We start from the raw sequence: 21,891 nt of genomic DNA on the forward strand, positions 1-21,891 counted from the left end.
ATTAGGCAGAGACTTGAGTCTCTGACGGTTCAAGTATTTTTGCAAGAAGTCTACTCTACATATTGGATTTTTTTGAATTACTTTGCTCACGCCTAAGTGTTAATACTGTAGCATGTTATAATATTAAAGTATAAATTAGTATTAGTGTAAACTTCGGCACTCAAATAAAACTAATTTGAAAAAAGAAAGCGAGTGTTAATTCATCCGCTGTTTTTTTAGAAATTAGTAATAAAAACTGCTGCGACAAAAGCAAGTATGTAAAGAAGGCAGAGAACAAAAAACAGAGGACTTTTATCAGTACATTATGCTGATTTATTCTGTTCTCTGCTTTTATATTTTTACCTTCTTGTTAATTTAATACAAAGTTTTATAAAAGGACAAAAATTATGACAAAATTACCAAAAAATAATCATCCTCAAACACAGATTAACTCTGCTAAAAACTCACTACAAGCAAGCACAAATATTATTTTTATAGATACAGCAGTTAACGATTATCAAAGCTTGATAGCTGGTGCAAAACCAGGTACTGAAGTTGTTATTCTTGATCCAAATCAAGATGGTGTTGCACAAATCACCGAGTTTTTGGCATCTCGCCAATCCAAATCTATTCAATCAATTCACATAGTCTCCCATGGTAGTGCAGGGAGTATGCAATTGGGGTCAACTAACCTCAGTTCTGCAAACTTGAGTAAATATGCAAACCAGTTAAAAAGATGGTCAAATGTTTTAACTGATGATGCGGATATCCTACTTTACGGCTGCGATGTAGCAAACGGGGAAGGCACAAAATTTGTACAGCAAATTAGCCAAATTACTGGTGCTGATGTTGCTGCTTCCACCGACACCACAGGAAATGCAGCTTTAGGTGGTGATTGGGATTTAGAGGTGAAGACGGGAAATATAGAGGCTTCCCTAGCATTTCAGCCTGAAGTAATCCAAGCTTACAAATCTATTTTGCCAGCTGGTTTTACTGGCACTAGCACCTACACTCAAAACTTTGACACATTAGATAATTTAGGCTCACCCACTTGGACTGATGATTCAACCATTACAGGTTGGTATGCAGCAAAAAGTAGTGGGGGAGCGCAATTCCTAACATACAGCGCAGCGACTGGTAGTGATAACGCAGGTAAATTGTACAGTTTTGGTTCGACCTTAACAGACCGGGCGCTTGGTTCAATAGCTTCTGGTAGTACAGGAACTATTTACTATGGGTTGCGCCTCAGAAACAACACAAGTTCACCGATTACTAAGTTGCTTGTCGGTTACACAGGTGAGCAATGGCGTAAAAGTGGTGATACATCGCCGCAAGGACTGACATTTAGCTATCAAACTGGGACAAATCTTACTAGCTTGACAACGCCAGGATGGACATCTGTCGCATCACTAAATTTTACTGGGCCAATTGCAACCGCATCCGCTGCTGCCCTAGATGGAAATCTAGCTGCAAATCGAGTTGTCATTACACCTCAGACAATTACTTTAGCCACCCCATTAGCTGTTGGTGAAGAGATTATATTACGTTGGGAAGATATAAATGATCCAAACGCTGATCATGGTTTAGCAATTGACGATGTTTCTATCCAAGTAGACAACACCATATATATAGTTACCAACACCAATGACAGTGGTGCTGGTTCGTTGAGACAAGCCATTATCAATGCCAATAACGACCCAGGAGTTGAGACAATCCTCTTTGATACGACTGGCATCTTCGGTGATGCTACCCCCGACACCATTACTCTGACCTCTGGGCAATTGAACATTACTGGTGAAGTGATCATTCAGGGAACTGGGGCTGACAAACTCACCATTAGTGGTGGCGGTACTTCTCGCGTCTTTAATGTTACTGCACCCCTGACAATTGATGGGTTGAAGATAACTCAGGGAAATGCAGTAGGTAGTACTGGTGGTGGCATCAACAGTATGAGTAATGTCACGGTGAGCAATAGCACCATTTCTGGCAACATAGCCAATAACGGTGGCGGCATCTACAGCAACAGTACTGTCACTATCAGCAATAGCACCATTTCTGGCAACACGGCGAGCGCCAATGGTGGTGGCATCAGAAGCAATAGCACTGTCACTGTCAGCAATAGCACTATTTCTGGTAATACAGCAGACACTAATGGCGGCGGCATCAGAAGTAATGGGGGTACTATCAGTAATAGTACTATCACCAACAACACTGCTGATAATGATAACAATGGCTCAGGTAATGGTGGTGGTATTTCCAACTCAGGTACTAATACGTACACCATCAGCAATAGCATCATCGCTGGCAACTTTGACAAAGGTAATCAAGCCCCTGATATCGATGGTGAAAACCTCAACGGTAATGCCTACAACCTAGTTGGTAGCACTAACGGTAAATCTTCTGGAACGCTTGGCACAGGTACGGATATTGTCAACCCCAACCCCAGACTCACACCGCTAGGAAATTATGGTGGTACTACCCAAACTCATAGCTTGGAAGTTGACAGTTTGGCTGCGAATGCTGGCGATCCTAGTTACAGTGGTGGCTTAACCACTGACCAACGCGGCACAGGTTATAACCGCATTCAAGGCAGCGTAATCGATATTGGCGCATTTGAATCTAACTATACCAACACAGCGCCGACTCTTAATAACACCGGGAATCCAACACTCACAGCTATCAACGAAGATGTAAGTAACATTAGCAATACTGGCAGTTTGGTATCTGCAATCATTGCTAGTGGTGCAGGTGGCAACCCCATCACTGACCTAGATTCAGGGGCAGTTGAAGGTATCGCTGTCACTGCTGTCGATAACAGCAACGGTACATGGCAATATTCTACTGATGGTGGTATTAACTGGAGTAATTTTACTCTATCTGCAACTTCCGCAACATTACTTAGAGATACAGCAAGCGATCGCATCCGTTTTATCCCCAACCCCAATTTTAATGGCAATGCTAATATTACCTTCCGCGCTTGGGATGCCTCCGATGGCAACCCCAGTGGCACTACAGGTATTAATCCCGGCACAGGTGGTGGTGCAACTGCCTTCAGCACTGCGATAGAAACTGCCAGAATTACTGTTAACCCAGTAAATGACACCTCATTTATAGTCACCAACACCAATGACAGTGGTATTGGTTCGTTAAGACAAGCAATTATCGACGCCAACAACGACTCAGGAGTTGAGACAATCCGTTTTGATACAACTGGCATTTTCGGTGACGCTACCCTCGACACGATTATCCTCACCTCTGGGCAGTTAACTATCACAGAAGAAGTCATCATTCAAGGAACTGGGGCTGATAAACTCACCATTAGTGGTGGCGGTGGTTCTCGTGTCTTTAAAGCTACTGCACCCTTAACAATCAACGGGTTGAAGATAACTCAAGGAAATGTCAGTAGTGGTAAAGGTGGCGGCATCAATAGCGACAGCAGTGTCACACTCACCAATAGCATTATTTCTGATAACACGGCGAACACTGGCGGTGGTATCTACAGTGATGGTAGTGTCACACTCACCAATAGCACTATTTCTGATAACGTGGCAGGCGCTAACGGCGGTGGCGGTATTAGAAGTGATGTTAGTGTCACAGTTATCAACAGTACCATTTCTGGCAACACAGCAGACAATAACGGCGGTGGCATCAGAAGCGAAGGTAGTGTCACAGTTATCAACAGTACTATTTCTAGTAACACAGCAAACAATAACGGCGGCGGCATCAGAAGTAGTGGGGGTACTATCAGCAACAGTACTATCACCAATAATACCGCTGATAATGATAATGATGGCTCAGGTAATGGTGGTGGTATTTCCAACTCAGGTGCTGCCACGTACACCATCAGCAATAGCATCATCGCTGGCAACTTTGACAAAGGTAATGAAGCCCCTGATATCGATGGTCAAAACCTCAACGGTAATGGTTACAACCTAGTTGGCAATCTCAGTGGCAAATCTTCTGGAACCCTTGGCACGGGTGTAGATATTGTCAACCCCAACCCCAAACTCAAACCACTAGGAAATTATGGTGGTACTACCCAAACTCATGGCTTAGCATTTGATAGTCTGGCTGTGAATGGGGGTAATCCTAGTTACAGTGGTAGCTTAACCAACGACCAACGTGGCACAGGTTATGATCGTATTCAAAATGGCAAGCTGGATATTGGTGCATTTGAATCAGTATTTCCAGAAGCCAGTTTTGGTGCTGCTACCTACAACACTACAGAAGGTAGCACTGCAATTCAAATAAATATCCCCGTTTCTTTAGACAGGATTCCTGAAGTTGATGCTATCGTTCCCATTCAAATCAAAGGCAGCAGCACAGCTACTAAGGATGTAGATTATACTATTTCCCCTAATAGTCTCACCTTCGTGGCTGGGTCAACAGGCTCAGATTTAACACAACTGGTTACTATAACTATCAAACCAGACGATTTACCTGAAAATGCTGAAACTGTGATACTCTACTTTGGCAATCTTCAGGAAGCTATTCCAGGAGCAATTACTGAAACTACTCTAAATATTGCTGCTAATGATCCAATTCAATATGCTATTTCCACTGCAAACTTATCTTTAACTGAGGGTAATACTAGCAAGCAAACTTTTACCTTCACTGTAACCCGTAGTGGTGGTATTGGTGTAGCAAGTACCGTAGATTACGCTTTTAGCGGCACAGCAAGTTACAACAGTGACTATAACAACATTCTCATTCGGAGTGGTGAAGTTAGCTTAATTGGTGAGTTTATTGATGGTGACTTATCCGGCACTCTAAACTTCGCGCCTGGAGAAAAGACTAAGACAATAACGGTTGATATTTTAGGTGATAAAGCATTTGAACTCAATGAAGATATTACTGTCACCCTCAGTAACCCCAACCTTACAAACGCACCGGAAAACTCCACAATTACCACCAATCAAGCGAAAGTAGATATTATCAACGATGACACCCAACCCTCTGTCAATATTACAGATGTTTCTGTTACAGAAGGTAATACAGGTGCATTAACTAACGCTAACTTCGTTGTCACTCTCTCTAATGCCAGCTATCAACAAGTGGTTGTAAATTATAGTACGAGCGATGATACCGCCCAAGTTTCTGACCTTGATTACAATTCTGGGCTAGGCACAATCATTTTTAATCCTGGTGAAACAAGCAAAAATATTAGTGTTGGTGTTCGAGGTGATAACAAATTTGAAGTCAATGAGAAATTTTCTGTCAATCTCTTTGGCGCAGCAAACGCCGTAATTACTGATAGTTTGGGTGTTGCACATATCATCAATGATGACAACAATCAACTCCCCAGTATTAGAATTTCGGATGTCTCAGTCCAAGAAGGTTACGCGGCTATGATTACTAATGCTACCTTTGCTGTTACTCTTTCTAATCCCAGTTTTCAGCAGGTGATTGTTAATTACAGCACGAGTGATGGCAGTGCTAGAGTTTCTGATTCTGATTATAGTTCTGGGCTAGGAACAGTTATTTTCAATCCTGGTGAAACTAGCAAAAATATTAGCTTTGGTGTTCGAGGTGACACCAAACGTGAAAGTAATGAGACATTTTTTGTTAATCTCTATGGTGCGACAAATGCAGCGATCGCAGATAGCCAAGGAGTCGCTACCATCATTAATGATGACTTTTAATTCTCTGTAGAGAGTGAGTGGGTAGAAATCTAATCATCTGGGAATTGCCAACAGGAAATATGTTCAACATCTTGGCTATTGCAGCTACTACAGGCTACATCAATCTGAGAATATACTCACTCATCTCTATTAATTTTAATGATAAATATATCTATGATTTTTGCTGAATATATGGTGTGAAAGGCTCACGCAGAGGCGCAGAGACGTAAAGAAAAGCGCAAAAAGAAATAGCGATTTATTATCAGTATAAAAAAATCCGCAAATATCCCATGTTTTGTGCTGGGTGTTTGATTTTATTCTTAGATATCTAAGAATAAAACTGGAAGATAGTATCTACATAAATAAAGTTGATCAAAATGATTCGTAAGAGGAATATGTATGCCAAGTGATGAACGGGAAAAAATACGTCACTTGTTGGTCGTACAAGACCTACAAGGACAGAGAACTATTCCCCTTCGAGAGGCTACATATTCTCTTGGCCGGGATTCTCGAAATGCTATTGTTCTACGTTCTCGGTCTGTATCAAGGCAACATGCTATTTTATTGCGGGTAACTGTTCCAGAAACTGAATTATACGGCTTCCAAATTATTGATGGCAATTTCAAAGGAAAAGCAAGTACTAATGGCTTATTTGTAAACGGGACAAAATGCTTTTCTCATAATCTTAAGCACGGAGATGCGATCGCATTTGGCAATAGTCAAGCTCAAGCTAAATATTATGCTATTTCCAATTTATCAGAACAAGCATTTTCTGAATCTTGTGAAGTTGAAGATGTATCTAGCTTTTTATCAGAGCAAGCTAATCCCGTTAATCCCTTTCAAACCTTAATTATTGACCCTACTTTTGAAGCTGCAACAGAAACAGCTCTAGCTCGTCTAGCATCTTTTCCTGAACTGATTCCTAATCCAATTATTGAGATGGATTTGGAAGGAACGGTGACTTATTTAAATCCAGCGGCTACTCTCAAGTTTTCTCAACTTAGAGAAGTGGGTAAGCAGCATCCAATCTTGGCAGGACTCCTGAATGCAGTTAAGGGTTTAGAGAAAAATTCTTTTGTTCGGGAAGTGAAAGTTGATACACAAGTTTTTGAACAATCGATTCATTATCTGCCAGAAAGCGATTTAATTAGAACTTTTATTATTCGAGATATTACAGAGCAAAAACAAGCCGAAGCGGAACTGCGTCAACGCGATCGCTTGTTGCAAGCAGTCGCAGAAGCGGCTAATTATTTATTAGTAGAAATGAATCATGAAACAGCTATCCACAGAGTTCTCGCAACTCTAGGCGAAGCTGCTGAAGTAGATCGTGTCTGCCTCTTTCAAAACCACCCTCATCCGGAGACGGAAGAAATAGCTGTTAGTCTGCGGTTTGAATGGACTAACTCTGGCATTGAGTCTTCCCACTATCGTTGGCAAAATCAACCTTATCAAGATTGTGGGCTAGAACGTTGGTATGTAGAGCTTTCTGATGGCAAACTGATTAGCGGACTTGTTCAAGAATTTCCTGCGAACGAACGCGAGATTCTCATTAGAGATAACATTCAATCTATCCTCTTAGTATCTTTGCGATTAGATAACGAGTTTTGGGGTTTTCTGGGGATGGCAGACTGTACCTCAGAACGTTTTTGGTCAAGGCATGAAGAATCTACACTACTGACGATAGCTGCTAATATTATCGGTGCGCGGCAACGTCAACAGGTAGAGGAAAAAATTCGCTATCAAGCGCTGCACGATTTGCTGACTGGATTGCCTAATCGCTTACTATTTAATGAACTCCTCAGTACCGCTTTACCTAATTCAGTTCGCAACCATGAAAGTTTAGCTGTGATTTTCCTCGACTTAGATCGCTTCAAGCTGATCAATGACACTTTAGGACACACACTAGGCGACCAATTATTACAAAGCGTTGCTCAAAGATTAAAGGATTCTCTCAGAAGCGGCGATACAGTTGCTCGTTGGGGGGGCGATGAATTCACTATCCTCATTCCTCGCGTGAATCATATCGAAGAAATTTCCCAAGTAGCTCAAAGAATCTTACAAGCTTTAGAGAATGCTTTCTATCTCCAAGAGCATGAACTTTACATCAGCGCTAGCCTTGGCATTGCTTTGCTTGATCAAAATAGTTGTGATGCAGAAACTCTGATCCAACACGCAGACGCTGCTCTATATCACGCTAAAGATAAGGGAAGAAATAACTATCAGTTTTACAGTGTTTCCTTGAGTAGAATGAATCCCGAACTCCTGAGTTTGGAGAAAAGCTTACGCTATGCCCTCGAACGGGAAGAATTAACGGTACATTACCAGCCTCGGGTTAATATCGCCACTGGAAACATTACTGGTATGGAGGCTTTGTTACGCTGGCAGCACCCCGAAATGGGGTTGGTTGCCCCCAGTGTTTTTATTCCCTTGGCTGAAGAAAGCGGATTAATTATCCCCATCGGCGAATGGGTGCTAAGAACAGCTTGTAGCCAAAATAAGCTTTGGCAAGAGACAGGATTACCCTCCCTGACTATGGCTGTGAATCTTTCTCTCAAGCAGTTTCGCCAACCCAATCTAGTAGAAACTGTAAGCAGGATTCTAGCCCAGACAGGATTAGAGCCACACTTTTTAGAGTTAGAAATTACAGAAACGACTGCTATTGAAGATTTAGAGTTTACTAGAACGATGCTAGAGGATCTCGAACAGATGGGTGTTCACCTCTCTATTGATGACTTTGGTACTGGTCATTCTTCCCTGTCTCGTTTACAGCTCCTACCACTCCACAATCTCAAAATTGATAGGTCATTTATTCGAGATTTGACAACTGATGCCAGGGTAGCTCATATTGTCAAAGCAATAGTTGGTTTAGGGCAAAGCTTAGGCTTGAGGCTAACTGCTGAAGGAGTAGAAAAGGAAGAGGAACTAGAATTCTTAAAATCTATTAACTGTGAAGATGTACAAGGTTTCTTTTTTTACCGACCACTTTCAGCCCAGAAAGCAACAGAAATCCTTCACAGTGAAAGTATTAAGTTTGTAGACTAATGAAGCTCACTAAAAAGGGAACAGGGAACGCTTAACAGGGAACAGAAGTTCCTGAAGCATTTATGAAAAACTTTTTAGTTCGTAGCGAATTTCCGGTGCGTGTTCATAATTACTATTAATTATTTTTGCTGTTCTTGATAAATTTGTTGGGTTGTCTGCTCATGAGGTAACTTTGTCTTATTACCGATATCTCGGCCTATAAAATATCCCACGTTTGCAGCTAAAACAAGTGCAACGACAGCTAAAGCGCCAACAAGAGCCGATTGATCTCCAAAATTAAAAAATTGACGTTTCATAACCTTAATCTCCTGTTTACCAAAGTAAATTAAAGCTGAAATTTCAGTGTAACTTAATTACTAAAACTGAGACAAAGCTACATTGGTACAATTTCGACAGGTTCTCTTACCTTAAACATAGTCTAGGAAGGAGTTTTCGATACTTTACTCTTTTATTTTTTGATTAGAGTGATAGAAGAGTGCTAACGTAGCCATCGCAAACAAGAATGTAAACTAATTATCAAAAAGTAAAGTTTCCTAGCTTCAGCCGACAGCAACACGGATAATTGCTTCAAAGCTCAAGTATGAGGAGAAGCCAAAAGTGATATTATCTCGTGGACGAAGGATTCTAGCTGCTTTGCTGCTGTCACTTTTGCTACTGACAACAGCGTGTACTGCACAAGCACCTGGACGTTTTGATCAGGTACAAAAAGAAAGTACTCAGCAAAAACGCGGACAAGCTGTTGCCAAAAATGCAACACAGGGTAGTGAATTTAATAAACTTTTTCCACCAGAAGAAGCTGGCTATCAGCGCGTTTATACTCAAGAGAAAAAAGGTTTTGCGGAAGCGAAACTGAAAAAAGATAGCAAAGATGTCGCGATGCTGTCTATCTCTGATACCACTAGTACACCAGCAGCTGCGGCTAAATTTTCCCAAAGTACCAAAAAAATAGGTGGTTATCCAGCAGTGGAGGTAGGCAATACACAAACCGCGATTTTGGTAGGGAAGTATCAAGTAAAAGTTCTTTCTCGTGACCCTGCATTTTCAGCTAGCGATCGCGCCGCTTGGATAGAAAAATTTAATCTTGCCGGTCTGGCTAAACTCAATTGATTTGGAATGTTGTCATCAAAATAACAAAGACTCAATAAGGAGATGATTATGAGCAAACCGATTTTTGAGTTGGTTGATGAATTGCCAACCAGCAATTTGACTGTATCTATGTTGAACTCGCTTGATTTTATCGCTCCTGGTCAGTGGCAAAACACCATCGGCTTTGTCAACACAATTAAAACTGTCACTGGTGAAACTGACGAAGCTTTAATTCAGCAAATTGGTGAACGTGCGATTTATCTTTACAATGATCGCTCCCAAGGTTATCAAACAGCAATGTGGCTTTATCAAACTGTGGATAGTACTGATAAAGCTTTGGGTACAGCAGCTTTAGCAAATAAAATTGGCGAAAAAGTTCCCCTTTTAGGTTTTTTAAACTCTGTCACTCCTAAATCAGACAAAGCTCAAACCATTGATTTATCACTAAAATTAGTTGCAGAATTGGTAGCCTTTTGCCAAATTAATGGCATCCCCGGCGATAGTATTGGGGATTTTGTTGCTTCTTTGGCTGAGTATAGCGGTGAGTCACTCATCCGTATGGTGGCATTAGTTTGTGTTGATGGTTTAATACCTCTAGGCCCAGATTTTATTAGTAAAGCGATGTCTGGACTCAATCAAACAAATCCGCAGGAGTTAGAACAAAATTCAACTTTCCAAAATATTCAAGATGCGATTCCAGGCAATGGTGCTGACGGTAAACTGAACTTTATTGGTCAAAGTTTTGACTCTGTTAAAGGTTGGATGAACGGATTAGTTGCCTCCAACGATTTAACACCACAAAAAGTTGCCCATAATCTAAAGGGTTTTGTGGAAATTGCTGATGATAAATTAGACTACTTAGGAGCATTCCTAGATGTAGCCACAAATTACTACGAACACACAGGTACGCAAACATTAGCACGTCGCTTGATTGAACGAGCTGTAGCTGAGATCTAATGGACAAGGGACAGGGGGAGAATAAAGAATTACGAATTACGAATTACACATTCCCCAGTCCCTATTTTGCCAAACGCAAATCTGCCGCGATCGCATTCAAGTAAGGTTGAAATACTGCTAAATTTTCTAGTTTTTCAAACTTACCTGTTGCAGAACTAGAATTAAAAGCAGTGGTAATTACGTAAAGAGCAGTACCATCAAAGGTCACATGACCAATGTACTGCTCTTGTATTCCACCCTGTCGCTTAAGTCCGGCAAAGCCATAACGGATACCTGGAAGTTTACCAATGGTTACTGTTTGCTGTGGGAAGGTTGTCAAAACAATTTGAGTTCCATATTTGCTTTGACGGTCTTTGGCTAAACTAGTATAATAGTCTGCAACCCAAGCCTTAAGTGCTTTTATTACTTGGGTTTGGTATTTGGAATTTTGAAAATCTACCTGAGAACCAGGTGAAATTCCAGTTGATGTCAGCTTCTTTTGAAAATCTTGATTATTTGCTAGTGGATAAATTTCGATTTCAACTGTACCCAAAAGTTCTTTGTTGGATGTAACACACAGTAATGGCGCGTTTCCCTTACAAGGAACAGCTTGCCAACCAGTTGGAACATCAGTATTTCCTAATATTTTCTGCCAAATATTTTCTTGATTAGAGTTGGGACGGGTTGCTCCTGTAGGGTTTTTCTCTACTTTGGGTTGAGAAAAGTAAGGGAGAACAAATTTAGCTCCCAACGGTATCAAAATCAGTAAAATAGCACCCAGTAAGATATGATAAACTCGCAGCATTATTCCTGAAAGCCCAAAGCCAATATTGCAGACTGACGAGATCTACCATACTTTACGGATACGCAGGATGCTACATCTTCATCGCTTCAGTTTACACAAATTGAGTTAGATATTTCAATGCTACGCAGTAGCGCCGACAGTAAAGGCAGCGCTACTAGCAAAGTTGTTTATTGATGTCTGTTTAATTACTTGCAGCTAGCTTGCCGGACGTATCGCCACAAAGAACAGAAACTAAACAAAATCATGAAGAGACGCTATATTTGACAGCTAAAGCAAATTGGCTAGAAGTCGTTACCTGTAGCGTGAACGTTGTGTACGACGTTGCTTGTGTCTTGCGATCGCTTTTCGCTTCTCTTTCTCTAACGGTGTCTCGAAGTGACGCTTTTTCCTCATGTCTTGGAAAATTCCTGCTTTAGAAACTTCCCGCTTAAATCTTCGTAAAGCTGACTCAATACCTTCATTCTCCCCCAAAACTACTTGTGTCATTCTCATTCCTCCTCTATATGGATGAATAGTTGAAGACTAGAGACAAAAGAAAATATTCCAGCAGAACCGAGCCTTTGGCTTATCTGCTGGAGACTCTAGATGTTAAATTTTTACAGTAAAGCTTAGTAGCGACGATTATTACGAGTATTATTACCCCAGCTACCACGAGAAGAACTTCTTTCTTCACGAGGTTTAGCTTTGTTAACTTTCAAATCACGCCCCATCCACTCAGCACCATCAAGTGCTTCAATTGCTGCTGTTTCTTGTGCGTCTGATTCCATTTCTACAAAAGCAAACCCACGTGGCCGACCTGTTTCTCGATCCGTGGGTAATTGTACACGACTTACTGTTCCATATTCTGCAAAAGCACGCTTTAGATCTTCTTCTGTAACTTGATAGGATAAGTTACCTACATAAATCGACATGTTATATCCCCGAATTCAGAGAGTGTGGAGAGTTAGATTCGGAGAGAAGGTTTTTTAAAATCAAAACGAATTACTCAACCGAAAATAATCCTTATATCCACAAGTATATCACATCCTTGGCTTTTCAGCTCACACTGAAGCTAGATTTCCAAAGAATGCTCGTGGAATAGGCTTGTAAGACTATTTATAACTTATTGTATTTTAATCGACTAAGTTACATTTTATTACATTTATGCTGACCATACTAAATGATCTTGGTTGGCGATCGCTTAGCAAGGATCTATATCGGTGGTGGGCCTAATTATACCACAATTGAGGGGATTGTTTCAGCATCAGCTATGGGTGAACTGAGCTAGTATCTTTTCGGCTTGGGTACATAGTGTTTCGTGATACTGACCGTTGCTAGCTAGCAAACCACCCCACTGATTGATATCCCCTGTGTTATATTGCAAAGCTGTACCGTTGAAGTGAGTAAATTTACCACCAGCTTCTGTAAGAATTAGTTCTGGGGCGGCTAGATCCCAGTCTTTTGGGGCGGATTTACCTGAAAGGGAGATGTAAATATCTGCCTGTTGTTCGACGATAGCAGCAATTTTACAACCTACACTACCAATGGCTTTGTGATTTTGACAAGGTAAATTTTGTAGTAAATAGTCTAATCGTTGATTGCGGTGAGAACGACTCACAACTATAGTTAAATCTTCGATTCGTTTACCTGATGACACTTGTAAGGGAACAGATTGCTCACGGGTTTCGACAAAAGCTCCACCACCTTTGATACCAGAGTATAATTTTTCAGCTTCTGGTACTACTACCACGGCTAATACTGGGGATTTTTCCTTGACTAAGGCCATGTGAACTGCATAGTCTCCAGTTTTTTTAATAAAGTCACGCGTACCATCCAAAGGATCTATAATCCACACCCACTTGGAAGTATCACTGTACGGTTGCGATTCGTAGGTTTCTTCGCAGATGTAAATAAAATCTTCGTTACCTAAAGCAGTTTGTAGCTTTTTCAGAATATATTCACTAACAGCGACATCTGCAACTGTGACAGGCTCATTCTGTTTGTACTGCACGTCTAGATTGGAATTTTCTGCTGTCTGGTGGTAATAAGACTTTAGTATATCTGCTGCTCCCCAACCCACAGTCCGAGCGATCGCTAATATTTCTTGTAGGTTTTTCATTTTTAAATTTTGAATCCCCCGAAATAGCTCATTATTTAATATTTTGCATCCAGCGCCGTGTACCAAAAAATTGACACGAGTAAGCAGCGATATCAGCTGCTTGGGTGAGCGCATTCATAAAACTTGTCTGTAGAATGTGGTAGCAGAAGGCACCGTGAAAAATATCTCCGGCTCCTAGTGTGTCAACCGCTTGAGTATGCGGTACATCTACAGTACCAGTTTTACTGCCACTTAGATATTGAATTGCTTTTCCTCCGTGGGTGATAGCGATATGCTGAATATTAAATTCACTGAGATAACCAAAAACTTCTTCCTCAGTATGACAGTTGGGGGGATAAAAATTAGCAGAACAAATTGCATAATCAACAAAATGCAAAAGTTGCTCAAATCCAGGTTTCCAGCTACCGCCATCGATCGCTACTGGGATATTCTGAGATTTAGCCATTTGCGCGATGGCACATCCAACGATCATTTGATGTCCATCAATTAGTACTATATCGACGTTTTGCAAAATATCCGATGGGATGGATACGCTAGTTTTTTGAGTTTTTATAGCATTGATGGAGATTACAGCCCTTTCACCTGTGGCTTGGGTGACAATAATAGAAGAAACTGGCACTATTGCATCAATTGTGGAATCTAGATCAGCGATCGCAACTTTGTGGCTTGCTAAATCTTCACGAATTAGCTGCGTCATGGGGTGAGAACCCACCACACCCAAAACTTGAGCTTGATTACCCAAATGGCTGAAAGTGACAGCTGCGTTTGTAGCTGGGCCACCTGCTGCCACAGTATAATCAGCAGCAACCATCTTTTGATTGTTTTTGGGTGCAGACTCAGCAAGATAGATCAAATCCAAGGTTACTAAGCCCACAAATAAACCACGAAAAGATTTGTCATTTGTCATTGTTTATTCTCCGCGTCCCCGCGTCCCCCCATCCCCGTCTCCCCACCTCCCACCCCCTACTCATGCAAACTGATCCTAAACCAGGAATACTTTACGTTGTCGGTACGCCAATTGGCAATCTAGAAGATATGACTTTTCGGGCGGTGCGAATTTTACAAACTGTGGATCTGATTGCAGCAGAAGATACTCGTCACACAGGGAAACTGCTACAGCATTTTCAAATTCAAACACCGCAAGTAAGTTATCACGAACACAATCGTAGTAGCCGGATTCCAGAGTTATTAGAGCATTTAACTAATGGTAAAGCGATCGCGATTGTCAGTGATGCGGGGATGCCAGGAATTTCTGATCCTGGATATGAACTGGTGAAAGCTTGCGTTGCAGCAGGGATTACAGTTGTGCCGATACCTGGTGCTAGCGCTGCAATTACAGCTTTGAGTGCAGCGGGATTACCAACAGTTCGGTTTGTGTTTGAGGGCTTTTTACCACCAAAAGCTCAACAACGGCGAGAGTATTTAGAGTCTTTACAAGCAGAATCTCGCACAATGATTTTCTATGAATCACCACATCGGTTGCGAGACACTTTACAAGATTTAGCAGAAGTTTGGGGACGCGATCGCCAAATTGTGCTAGCGCGAGAGTTAACAAAATTATTTGAAGAGTTTTGGCGGGGAACAATTGCTGAGGCGATCGCCCACTACAATCAACGTGAACCTCAAGGTGAATATACTTTAGTAGTAGCGGGAATTCCACCTACTCAGTTACAACTCACAGAAGCAGAACTCAAAGCCGAATTAAAGCAATTAATGAGTCAAGGAATATCGCGATCGCAAGCTAGCCGTCAGTTAGCAAAAGTTACTTCCCTGCCCCGTCGCCACCTCTATCAACTAGCACTTTCTATAGTGCTAAATTCCGATCCCCAATTTTAAATAATTCGTAATTCGTAATTAAATCAAGATTTTATTGATGAATAGTAATAATATTTAATCTGGAGTAATCCAGCGAGTAAATATCGTTAGTATTAAAGCTGAATGCTCCATAATATGCGTTGCTTACAGAGTTTATGCTATCAAAATAGTTGATTATTTGAATGTTAGAATAGTTACCTGCTAACACATGCTTAACTTGTACTACTTCTACCTCATGTATAAAGCTTTTTACATCAGGATAACTAAAGTCAAAAATTTGTATTTTAGCCATTACATTATATGAGTTCCCGAATCAATGGTTAATTTGACTTTACTGCTTTGACTTTATATTAATCTTATCAATTAAATTGTTACACTTCATGTTTTTTGGCAAACACCTAAAAAAGATAATGCAAAATTACATATATTGTTGATTTTTAGGACTCAACTAAATTTGTATGCATCGAAAATTACATAGCGTTTTTTATTCGGGTGAGTACTGGCTTATTAACCAATTGTAGAAGTAATTCATTAATTGCCCCTACCATGTACCTTACTTACTTGGAATTCGCTATAAATACTTTTATAATATTCACTAGCTGATTGTCTATCTTGAAAATAGGGAGTGGAGAGTAGGAAATAGAGAGTGAGAGAAGAGGAATTTTAATTGTATCTCGTCTCTCATACTACAGAGAGTAGATTAAGGCGCTAGCAATATTTAGCAAGATGCCGATTTGACAGCCCAAAAGTGTGTATAGCCTGTTCAAGCGAATAGCCTCTAAATATTGGTTTTCGCATAGGGGTTTTGCGAAGTTTGAGGCTAATATTACAATGGAAATTATCCATAATGAGGAACAATTAAGAATGACCCAAGTGGTTCTAGGAGAAAACGAAGGAATAGACTCAGCTCTGCGTCGGTTTAAACGCCAGGTCTCTAAAGCTGGTATATTGGCCGATGTGAAGTATCATCGGCACTTTGAAACACCGCTAGAAAAGCGCAAACGTAAGGCAGTGGCAGCTAGACGCAAGCGACGTTTTAAATAAACCTATTTGGTTTGGTATGGCGTTGCTTGAGGTGATGACCTGAAATTGAGTGACAGTGCATCGCCATTATACTTACAAAAAATTAAGAAAGATGTGCTACACCCCTTATCGGGGTGTGGATAAATAACACTGCCATGCTTTAAGTGAGTCAAAGTGTGATTATGGTTAGTCAGAAATATCTACAGTCCGACTATTGCAGCGGTTCATCGCTTTTTCTACTCCCTGCTTACAGCTTGACTCTATACATTCAACTACAAACTGAAGTACAAGAGACATTAACTGAGTTTCAGCCGCAGAAAATCGTCCCAATACATGAGAGACAGTACCTGAGTCATCGCTAATAGCTGCACCTTTTGGTTTACCAATGCCTATTCGTAAACGGGGGAAGTTTTGGGTGCTAAGATGGGCGATCGCACTTTTCATACCGTTATGTCCCCCAGCAGAACCAGACAAGCGTAAGCGAGTCTTTCCCAAGGGTAAATCCATATCGTCATAAATCACTAGTACAGATTCCGGTGGTAGTTTATACCAATTTGTAACTGCTTGGATTGATTGTCCTGAGCGATTCATATAAGTTAAGGGCTTCAGCAAGCGAATCTTACCACCGCCTGGGGCGATTCCTTCACCGAACTCCCCTTGAAACTTGCGATTTTCTGCTAGGGGAATTTGCCAGGAACGAGAGAGAGCATCTATAGCAGCAAAGCCAATATTGTGGCGCGTTTGGTCGTATTTAGGTTCTGGATTCCCCAACCCGACAATTAGCTGGGGAATTACCAAAACTGGTTGCTTAACAGCTTCTGTCATTTGCAGGATGAAGTACGAATTATGAGTTTTTGTTCTTTAAGCTTCATCCTTCTTAACAGCCTCAATTTGCTTAGGTTCCAGTTCAGCAGTTGTTTTTACAGCTTGTTCTAGCTGTTCTGCTTCCTTTTGGAACTCATTTTGAAACTCCTTAGAAGCTTCTTGAAAACCACGAATAGCTTTCCCTACACTACGACCAATTTCCGGCAGTTTCTTGGGGCCAAAGATTAACAGTGCTACTACCATAATTACAGCCATTTCTGGCAGACCAATACCAAATATATTCATTTTGTCTCCTATCAACTGGATGGCGATCGCAGAAACTTACATCTGTAGTTTAGTAAATTGTTAGTGGTCATTTGTCCTTTGTCCTTCGTGAATACCAATGACAAGTAACAAAAAAACCCGGACTGGCCGGGTGTAGTAACTTGTTATCCAAGCTTGATAGCTTTTTTGGAATTAGCGGCCTAAGCTCCGCCAATCAACGTTTACATCCTGAACCAACAGAGTTTTATTGTAAAGTTGCAGAATAATCAACAAAAATACGAAAAATAACAGCATAAAAACAGCCATTACAGGGGTAGTACCCCAACCTGGAGCCACCTTACCATATTCAGAGTTCAGGGGTTTCAGGATATCTCCCAGCCTAGTCCGTTGTGCCATAGTTCACCTAAGATTAGTTGCCAAAGCTTTTTTTAATCTTCTGTAATATTCTATAAGAATAGCACTCATAATTTATCTATAACTTATGGAACCCGCAATAGTTCTTAGCATTTCTGTAGGCGCGGTGGTAGTAGCCATCACCGGGTTGGCTATTTATACCTCTTTTGGCCCTCCTAGCAAGGAATTGAGCGATCCCTTTGAAGATCACGAAGATTAGAAGGAACTGGGGATTGGGGAATTATTATTTGTCATTTGTTATTAATTATTCTCCGCGTCCCCATGTCCTTGCGTCTTTTTCATCTCCTCACTCCCTATTTGTCAGCCAACAGACAGGGGCGGGGGAAACCGGATGTCTGCATTGAAGTGTTCGATATTGGCACTATAATGAATCGGAAAGATATATTCTAAATTTTCATGGGGACGGGGAATAATGCGATCGCAAAGTACTTCGCCTCCATGAACTCGCTGCGCTGCTTCCAGTCCTGCACTTACAGCCATATTTACCTCCCCGACATCTCCCCGAATTAGCACGGTAATTCGTCCCAAATCAGTATTTTCAAAACCTACAAGAGTAATGCGGGCGGCTTTACACATGGCGTCCCCCACTTCCATTGCTGTAGGAACGCCATAAACTTCACTCTAGCCTAATAACTGATAATTTAAAACTCCCCTTATTGGGGAGTAATAAGCTAATTTATCGCTTGTTTCAGTTCCTTGAACATCAGTCTTAGAGCGTAAGCAGCAGTTTGACTAATTATTAAGTTGCCAAAGCCGCGTTTAATCTCGCTTTCCTTCACAGATGAAGCTTTGTCAGCAAGCGACTGATCGAGTGACAACTGCATGTTTTGCAACGTCAAATTTAAGATGGCTTCAATCTGTGGCTGCTGTTCTTTCGGCAGCATCGGCAGGAGTGACTCTCTTAGTGAACGCTTCAGTTCATCCATTGCTTTTTTCTGAGCTTTGCCTATGGCCTTCTGCTTCCAGAGTTCCGGAGTGTTCTGTTCTGGAACGTGATACAGTTCCAGAACAGAAAAACCCAGGTTTAGAGGCATATACCGATGTTCCAGAACACATTCAAGCCGTTCCAGAACATCTGCACTGGGTAGAAACTTACTGCCCATCCCAGCGCAAGCATAACCATTACTATCGCTACTGCTACAAGCAAGGGGGAAAAATTAAGCATCGGCACATAAGCGGCGGCAATGTGCGATCGCCGATTACCCAACAGAGGAAGCAAGAGGTAGAGATTGCGATAGGTTCAGGGCGATCGCCCAGTGAAATAGAAAAGTTAATCCGCTCGTGGCGTTCGTGTGAATGATGAATGCAGGCGATCGGCCCAGGAGCGATCGCGTAGCTTGGTCACTCCAGAGTACTGTAAGCTTCCCTTGTGAGAATTTCTAGCGCTTTGGTCAACATCACCGGATCGTCAAAAGCACCAGCCTCAAACTTTTGATAAAAAACACGAATTTTTAAAAACAACAAATCCTGGTTAGTCATTAACATTTGTTGCGTATTCATCGGTTAATCCTCAACGGTGTTGGTACAAAGGTAATCAACATCGTCCCAGGCACTATTAGCTAACGTCTCTAGCGCCACTGCCAAATCAAAAGGATGCTCGTAAGCACCCGCTTGTAACTGGCAGTAGAAAAACTCAATTCTGACAAATAAACTGTGGTTCATAAAGTGGCGATCGCGTTTTTAACTTGGTCTTGAGTCACATGAATGTACCGCCGGAGGGAATCTAAACTAGAATGCCCGGTAATCTCCTGAATAATCGGTAAAGCAATACCTTGATTTCCTAGTTCGGTAGCTCCTGAGCGTCTAAAACTGTGAGTTGAATATCCTAGACCATCAAGTTTGGCCGCCAGTACAGCCCTTCTGAAAGCGTCATCAGCCGATTGAAACTGCAAATGACTACCGACACTTGCACCAGGGAATAAAAAATCATCATATTTCGGTTGAGATTCAAACCAGTAAAGCCGTAAGTAATTTTGCAACTTCTCATTAATTGGCACTTGCTTAGTTTTTTTGCACTTAGTACTCTGCTTTGGATAAGTGATAGTAGACAAAGGCTTACCATTTTCTTGGTAAACGTCACTAGTTTTCAACTTGCATACTTCACCCATGCGCGCACAAGTAAAATAGGCAATTTGAAAAATTAGTTTATGATTAGCTCTCTCAGTTGCACTAATCAACTTATCAAAATGCCCTTGTTGAAAAATAGCAGCTTGCCCATGTCCATTAACTTTCATATACACCTTTTAATACACCATAAATAAAATCATGTATATGGTGAAATTAGCTAACAGTTATTAGCCAATCAAGTATAGGCACAGTAAGCAATGCAACCAATCAGTGAATCTACAGCTTTTAGGTAAAAGATGTAAATTTACTATTTTTTATCTGGCTCTTATAAAAGATTTAGATAACTTCAATCATTACTTGAAAAAATGGCAGAACCAATATTAACCGATGTCTTTGGCCCAGGTGCAACACAAACAGCCACCACCATCACAATTTTGAAAGCAGACTTACCAGGATTAACCGCCGCCGCTAATAATAAAGCTGATTCTTTACTAGTTGGACTTGCTTTAAGATGGCAAATTGCTTTAACAGAAACATTGTTTAATTCCGATACTGACCGAAGTATTTATATTGGCAATGGCTACCCTAACTTTGCTTACAGAGGAACGAATAACGCGCAATATAGAGTAGACCAACTAACAATAAATCTCGCCAGAATAGACACCTTTGGAACAATCGACCCGGATGATTATTAATGAGTACTAAATGCTGGAAAACAAGGGGTCAAAATTGCACCTCTTTTAGACAGAATGGTGCAATGGTGCAGGGGAACAATGTTTTTGTAGATTCGTGGAGACGTGCAACTACAATTACAACCGTTATAGCAACAGTACCGGATGGATATTATGTTAACTGCCAAGCTTACTTTTTGGTACTAAACGACATAAAAACAAATATCTGGGCAGCTTCATGGACTATTACTGAAGACCCTAACAATTCGCAGTGTCCCGCAGAGCCTAAATACGATTGCATCAATGGAGTTTGTGCATTGGCTACAGCATACAATACCCCTGGCAGTTATGCCTCTTTAGCTGATTGTCAATCAGCTTGTGGCGTTTCTTCTCCTGGTTGTGCTGCGCCTAATCTCTGCATTGACCCTAACAATTACTGCCCCCTGGGAAGGTTTGTTTAACTACTAATGACTGGAATCAAATCGAGTCTTTATCTAGCCAATTAGCAAGTAAAAATTGTAGTTAGAAACTATGTCATCAGCCAGTACAATTAATAATTTACAACAGGCTTTAAATTGTGCTGATAAATGCGATTGTTGCAGTAATTTACAGCAACAAATTAACGCAATCAAAGCTGAATTACAAGTACTGAAAAATAAACCGACTAGCGTAGATGAATATGCCCGTAAGCTAGCAAAAGAAGCATTAAAAACTGCCTATCAAGCTGATGCAAATGCCTATCGTGCTACAGCTGAGGCTGAAAATGTACGAGCGGAACTTAAAGAATTGAAAGCAATTTTAGTGGCCGCGGCGGCCGCCGCAGCATTAGCGGGGGCTGCTATGGCAGCGGCTGGCAGTGCGGCCGCTGCTGCTGCTGGTGCTGTCAGCACTGCTTCCCAAGCTTTAAGTCGCTTTGCGTCCATCTTAGACAAGCTCGATAGGCTGTTAACCTTGGCTGACACGATATTATTTACGACGAGAACAAGATGAGTACTTTTGACCCCGGCACTTCTGGAACTTTAAAATCAACCCAAATTCCTCAAGCTTTTTTTGAGGTTTGTCGCGCGTTAGATGCTGCTGAAAATAGCAGAAATGGCGCTAATCCTGGTTTACCACCACGCCGAAATTTGTCTACAACAGTTAGTTTTGACACTGGCACTATTGCTGTTGCTGCAACTATACCTATTGTTACTATAGGAATCCTATTTGATTTTTGAAAAAACTCCGTACATTTCAAGAGTGGCA

25 protein-coding genes and 1 pseudogene are annotated in these 21,891 nt (G+C 41.2%); 12 read left to right on the forward strand and 14 right to left on the reverse strand.

Features of this window, described 5'->3' with window-relative positions:
• Window positions 1-386: 386 nt before the first annotated feature.
• Complete coding sequence (locus tag AC5JMF_RS18185) at window positions 387-5,621, forward strand: DUF4347 domain-containing protein (RefSeq protein ID WP_495797126.1); 5,235 nt, start codon at window positions 387-389, stop codon at window positions 5,619-5,621.
• A gap of 378 nt (window positions 5,622-5,999) precedes the next feature.
• Window positions 6,000-8,642, forward strand: a complete 2,643-nt coding sequence (locus AC5JMF_RS18190; RefSeq protein WP_495797127.1) for an EAL domain-containing protein — start codon at window positions 6,000-6,002, stop codon at window positions 8,640-8,642.
• 119 nt (window positions 8,643-8,761) lie between these two features.
• Here the strand turns inward: AC5JMF_RS18190 and AC5JMF_RS18195 are convergent, their stop codons facing one another.
• A complete protein-coding gene (locus tag AC5JMF_RS18195; RefSeq protein WP_495797128.1) occupies window positions 8,762-8,938 on the reverse strand; it encodes a hypothetical protein in 177 nt (58 codons plus the stop codon).
• Window positions 8,939-9,239: 301 nt separating this feature from the next.
• Between AC5JMF_RS18195 and AC5JMF_RS18200 the strand changes: the two genes are divergently transcribed.
• Together AC5JMF_RS18200 and AC5JMF_RS18205 are read left to right on the forward strand one after the other, a co-directional pair.
• A complete protein-coding gene (locus AC5JMF_RS18200; RefSeq protein WP_495797129.1) occupies window positions 9,240-9,749 on the forward strand; it encodes a hypothetical protein in 510 nt (169 codons plus the stop codon).
• Between the two features lie 48 nt (window positions 9,750-9,797).
• Window positions 9,798-10,685 carry a hypothetical protein gene (locus tag AC5JMF_RS18205; RefSeq protein ID WP_495797130.1) on the forward strand — a complete coding sequence of 296 codons (888 nt, stop codon included), beginning with the start codon at window positions 9,798-9,800 and terminating at the stop codon, window positions 10,683-10,685.
• 61 nt (window positions 10,686-10,746) lie between these two features.
• Here the strand turns inward: AC5JMF_RS18205 and AC5JMF_RS18210 are convergent, their stop codons facing one another.
• From AC5JMF_RS18210 to AC5JMF_RS18230, 5 genes are all read right to left on the reverse strand, one after another.
• Window positions 10,747-11,469 (reverse strand): hypothetical protein, encoded by a 723-nt coding sequence (locus AC5JMF_RS18210; protein WP_495797131.1) that lies wholly within the window; start codon window positions 11,467-11,469, stop codon window positions 10,747-10,749.
• 291 nt (window positions 11,470-11,760) lie between these two features.
• Window positions 11,761-11,955: a 30S ribosomal protein S21 gene (rpsU, locus tag AC5JMF_RS18215; RefSeq protein WP_495797132.1), complete on the reverse strand. Its 195-nt coding sequence runs from the start codon at window positions 11,953-11,955 to the stop codon at window positions 11,761-11,763.
• Between the two features lie 122 nt (window positions 11,956-12,077).
• On the reverse strand, window positions 12,078-12,380 hold the full coding sequence (gene rbp / locus AC5JMF_RS18220; protein ID WP_495797133.1) for an RNA-binding regulator: 303 nt from the start codon (window positions 12,378-12,380) through the stop codon (window positions 12,078-12,080).
• 332 nt (window positions 12,381-12,712) lie between these two features.
• Window positions 12,713-13,567, reverse strand: a complete 855-nt coding sequence (locus tag AC5JMF_RS18225) for a 3'(2'),5'-bisphosphate nucleotidase CysQ family protein (RefSeq protein ID WP_495797134.1) — start codon at window positions 13,565-13,567, stop codon at window positions 12,713-12,715.
• 31 nt (window positions 13,568-13,598) lie between these two features.
• A complete protein-coding gene (locus tag AC5JMF_RS18230) occupies window positions 13,599-14,474 on the reverse strand; it encodes a sugar kinase (RefSeq protein WP_495797135.1) in 876 nt (291 codons plus the stop codon).
• Window positions 14,475-14,536: 62 nt separating this feature from the next.
• On the opposite strand from AC5JMF_RS18230, the gene rsmI reads away from it, so the two are divergent.
• Together rsmI and rpsU (AC5JMF_RS18240) are read left to right on the forward strand one after the other, a co-directional pair.
• A complete protein-coding gene (rsmI, locus tag AC5JMF_RS18235; protein WP_495797136.1) occupies window positions 14,537-15,403 on the forward strand; it encodes a 16S rRNA (cytidine(1402)-2'-O)-methyltransferase in 867 nt (288 codons plus the stop codon).
• An 843-nt stretch (window positions 15,404-16,246) separates the two neighbouring features.
• Window positions 16,247-16,426, forward strand: a complete 180-nt coding sequence (rpsU, locus tag AC5JMF_RS18240; RefSeq protein WP_008226419.1) for a 30S ribosomal protein S21 — start codon at window positions 16,247-16,249, stop codon at window positions 16,424-16,426.
• 165 nt (window positions 16,427-16,591) lie between these two features.
• Here the strand turns inward: rpsU (AC5JMF_RS18240) and pth are convergent, their stop codons facing one another.
• From pth to psbH, 3 genes are all read right to left on the reverse strand, one after another.
• Window positions 16,592-17,230, reverse strand: coding sequence for an aminoacyl-tRNA hydrolase (gene pth, locus AC5JMF_RS18245; RefSeq protein ID WP_495797137.1), 639 nt, complete (start codon window positions 17,228-17,230; stop codon window positions 16,592-16,594).
• 36 nt (window positions 17,231-17,266) lie between these two features.
• Entirely contained in the window at window positions 17,267-17,515 is a 249-nt protein-coding gene (locus AC5JMF_RS18250) for a TatA/E family twin arginine-targeting protein translocase (RefSeq protein ID WP_495797138.1), read from the reverse strand.
• A 171-nt stretch (window positions 17,516-17,686) separates the two neighbouring features.
• The gene (gene psbH / locus AC5JMF_RS18255) at window positions 17,687-17,890 is read right to left on the reverse strand and encodes a photosystem II reaction center phosphoprotein PsbH (RefSeq protein ID WP_495797139.1); all 204 of its coding nucleotides are present in this window, start codon (window positions 17,888-17,890) and stop codon (window positions 17,687-17,689) included.
• 85 nt (window positions 17,891-17,975) lie between these two features.
• Between psbH and psbN the strand changes: the two genes are divergently transcribed.
• Window positions 17,976-18,107: a photosystem II reaction center protein PsbN gene (psbN, locus tag AC5JMF_RS18260; RefSeq protein ID WP_495797140.1), complete on the forward strand. Its 132-nt coding sequence runs from the start codon at window positions 17,976-17,978 to the stop codon at window positions 18,105-18,107.
• Window positions 18,108-18,208: 101 nt separating this feature from the next.
• Here the strand turns inward: psbN and AC5JMF_RS18265 are convergent.
• Both AC5JMF_RS18265 and AC5JMF_RS18270 read right to left on the reverse strand, forming a co-directional pair.
• Window positions 18,209-18,526, reverse strand: a pseudogene (locus tag AC5JMF_RS18265) (carbon dioxide-concentrating mechanism protein CcmK); the annotation flags it as partial.
• Between the two features lie 53 nt (window positions 18,527-18,579).
• Entirely contained in the window at window positions 18,580-18,834 is a 255-nt protein-coding gene (locus AC5JMF_RS18270; RefSeq protein ID WP_495797141.1) for a hypothetical protein, read from the reverse strand.
• Between AC5JMF_RS18270 and AC5JMF_RS18275 the strand changes: the two genes are divergently transcribed.
• Window positions 18,834-19,208 (forward strand): hypothetical protein, encoded by a 375-nt coding sequence (locus AC5JMF_RS18275; protein WP_495797142.1) that lies wholly within the window; start codon window positions 18,834-18,836, stop codon window positions 19,206-19,208. The genes AC5JMF_RS18270 and AC5JMF_RS18275 overlap by 1 nt on opposite strands.
• A 41-nt stretch (window positions 19,209-19,249) precedes the next feature.
• Here the strand turns inward: AC5JMF_RS18275 and AC5JMF_RS18280 are convergent, their stop codons facing one another.
• The 3 genes from AC5JMF_RS18280 to AC5JMF_RS18290 are packed head-to-tail and all read right to left on the reverse strand — an operon-like array spanning window position 19,250 to window position 20,142.
• Window positions 19,250-19,408: a hypothetical protein gene (locus AC5JMF_RS18280; protein ID WP_495797143.1), complete on the reverse strand. Its 159-nt coding sequence runs from the start codon at window positions 19,406-19,408 to the stop codon at window positions 19,250-19,252.
• Window positions 19,409-19,411: 3 nt separating this feature from the next.
• Entirely contained in the window at window positions 19,412-19,570 is a 159-nt protein-coding gene (locus AC5JMF_RS18285; RefSeq protein ID WP_495797144.1) for a hypothetical protein, read from the reverse strand.
• Window positions 19,567-20,142 (reverse strand): tyrosine-type recombinase/integrase, encoded by a 576-nt coding sequence (locus AC5JMF_RS18290; RefSeq protein ID WP_495797145.1) that lies wholly within the window; start codon window positions 20,140-20,142, stop codon window positions 19,567-19,569. The genes AC5JMF_RS18285 and AC5JMF_RS18290 overlap by 4 nt, the downstream gene beginning before the upstream one ends.
• A 198-nt stretch (window positions 20,143-20,340) precedes the next feature.
• On the opposite strand from AC5JMF_RS18290, the gene AC5JMF_RS18295 reads away from it, so the two are divergent.
• The 4 genes from AC5JMF_RS18295 (at window position 20,341) to AC5JMF_RS18310 (ending at window position 21,863) form a co-directional block, all read left to right on the forward strand.
• On the forward strand, window positions 20,341-20,670 hold the full coding sequence (locus tag AC5JMF_RS18295) for a hypothetical protein (protein ID WP_495797146.1): 330 nt from the start codon (window positions 20,341-20,343) through the stop codon (window positions 20,668-20,670).
• Between the two features lie 62 nt (window positions 20,671-20,732).
• Window positions 20,733-21,107, forward strand: coding sequence for a hypothetical protein (locus AC5JMF_RS18300; RefSeq protein WP_495797147.1), 375 nt, complete (start codon window positions 20,733-20,735; stop codon window positions 21,105-21,107).
• A gap of 70 nt (window positions 21,108-21,177) precedes the next feature.
• A complete protein-coding gene (locus AC5JMF_RS18305; RefSeq protein WP_495797148.1) occupies window positions 21,178-21,636 on the forward strand; it encodes a hypothetical protein in 459 nt (152 codons plus the stop codon).
• Window positions 21,633-21,863, forward strand: coding sequence for a hypothetical protein (locus AC5JMF_RS18310; RefSeq protein ID WP_495797149.1), 231 nt, complete (start codon window positions 21,633-21,635; stop codon window positions 21,861-21,863). The genes AC5JMF_RS18305 and AC5JMF_RS18310 overlap by 4 nt, the downstream gene beginning before the upstream one ends.
• Window positions 21,864-21,891: the final 28 nt, after the last annotated feature.

Source organism: Desmonostoc vinosum, assembly GCF_059505385.1.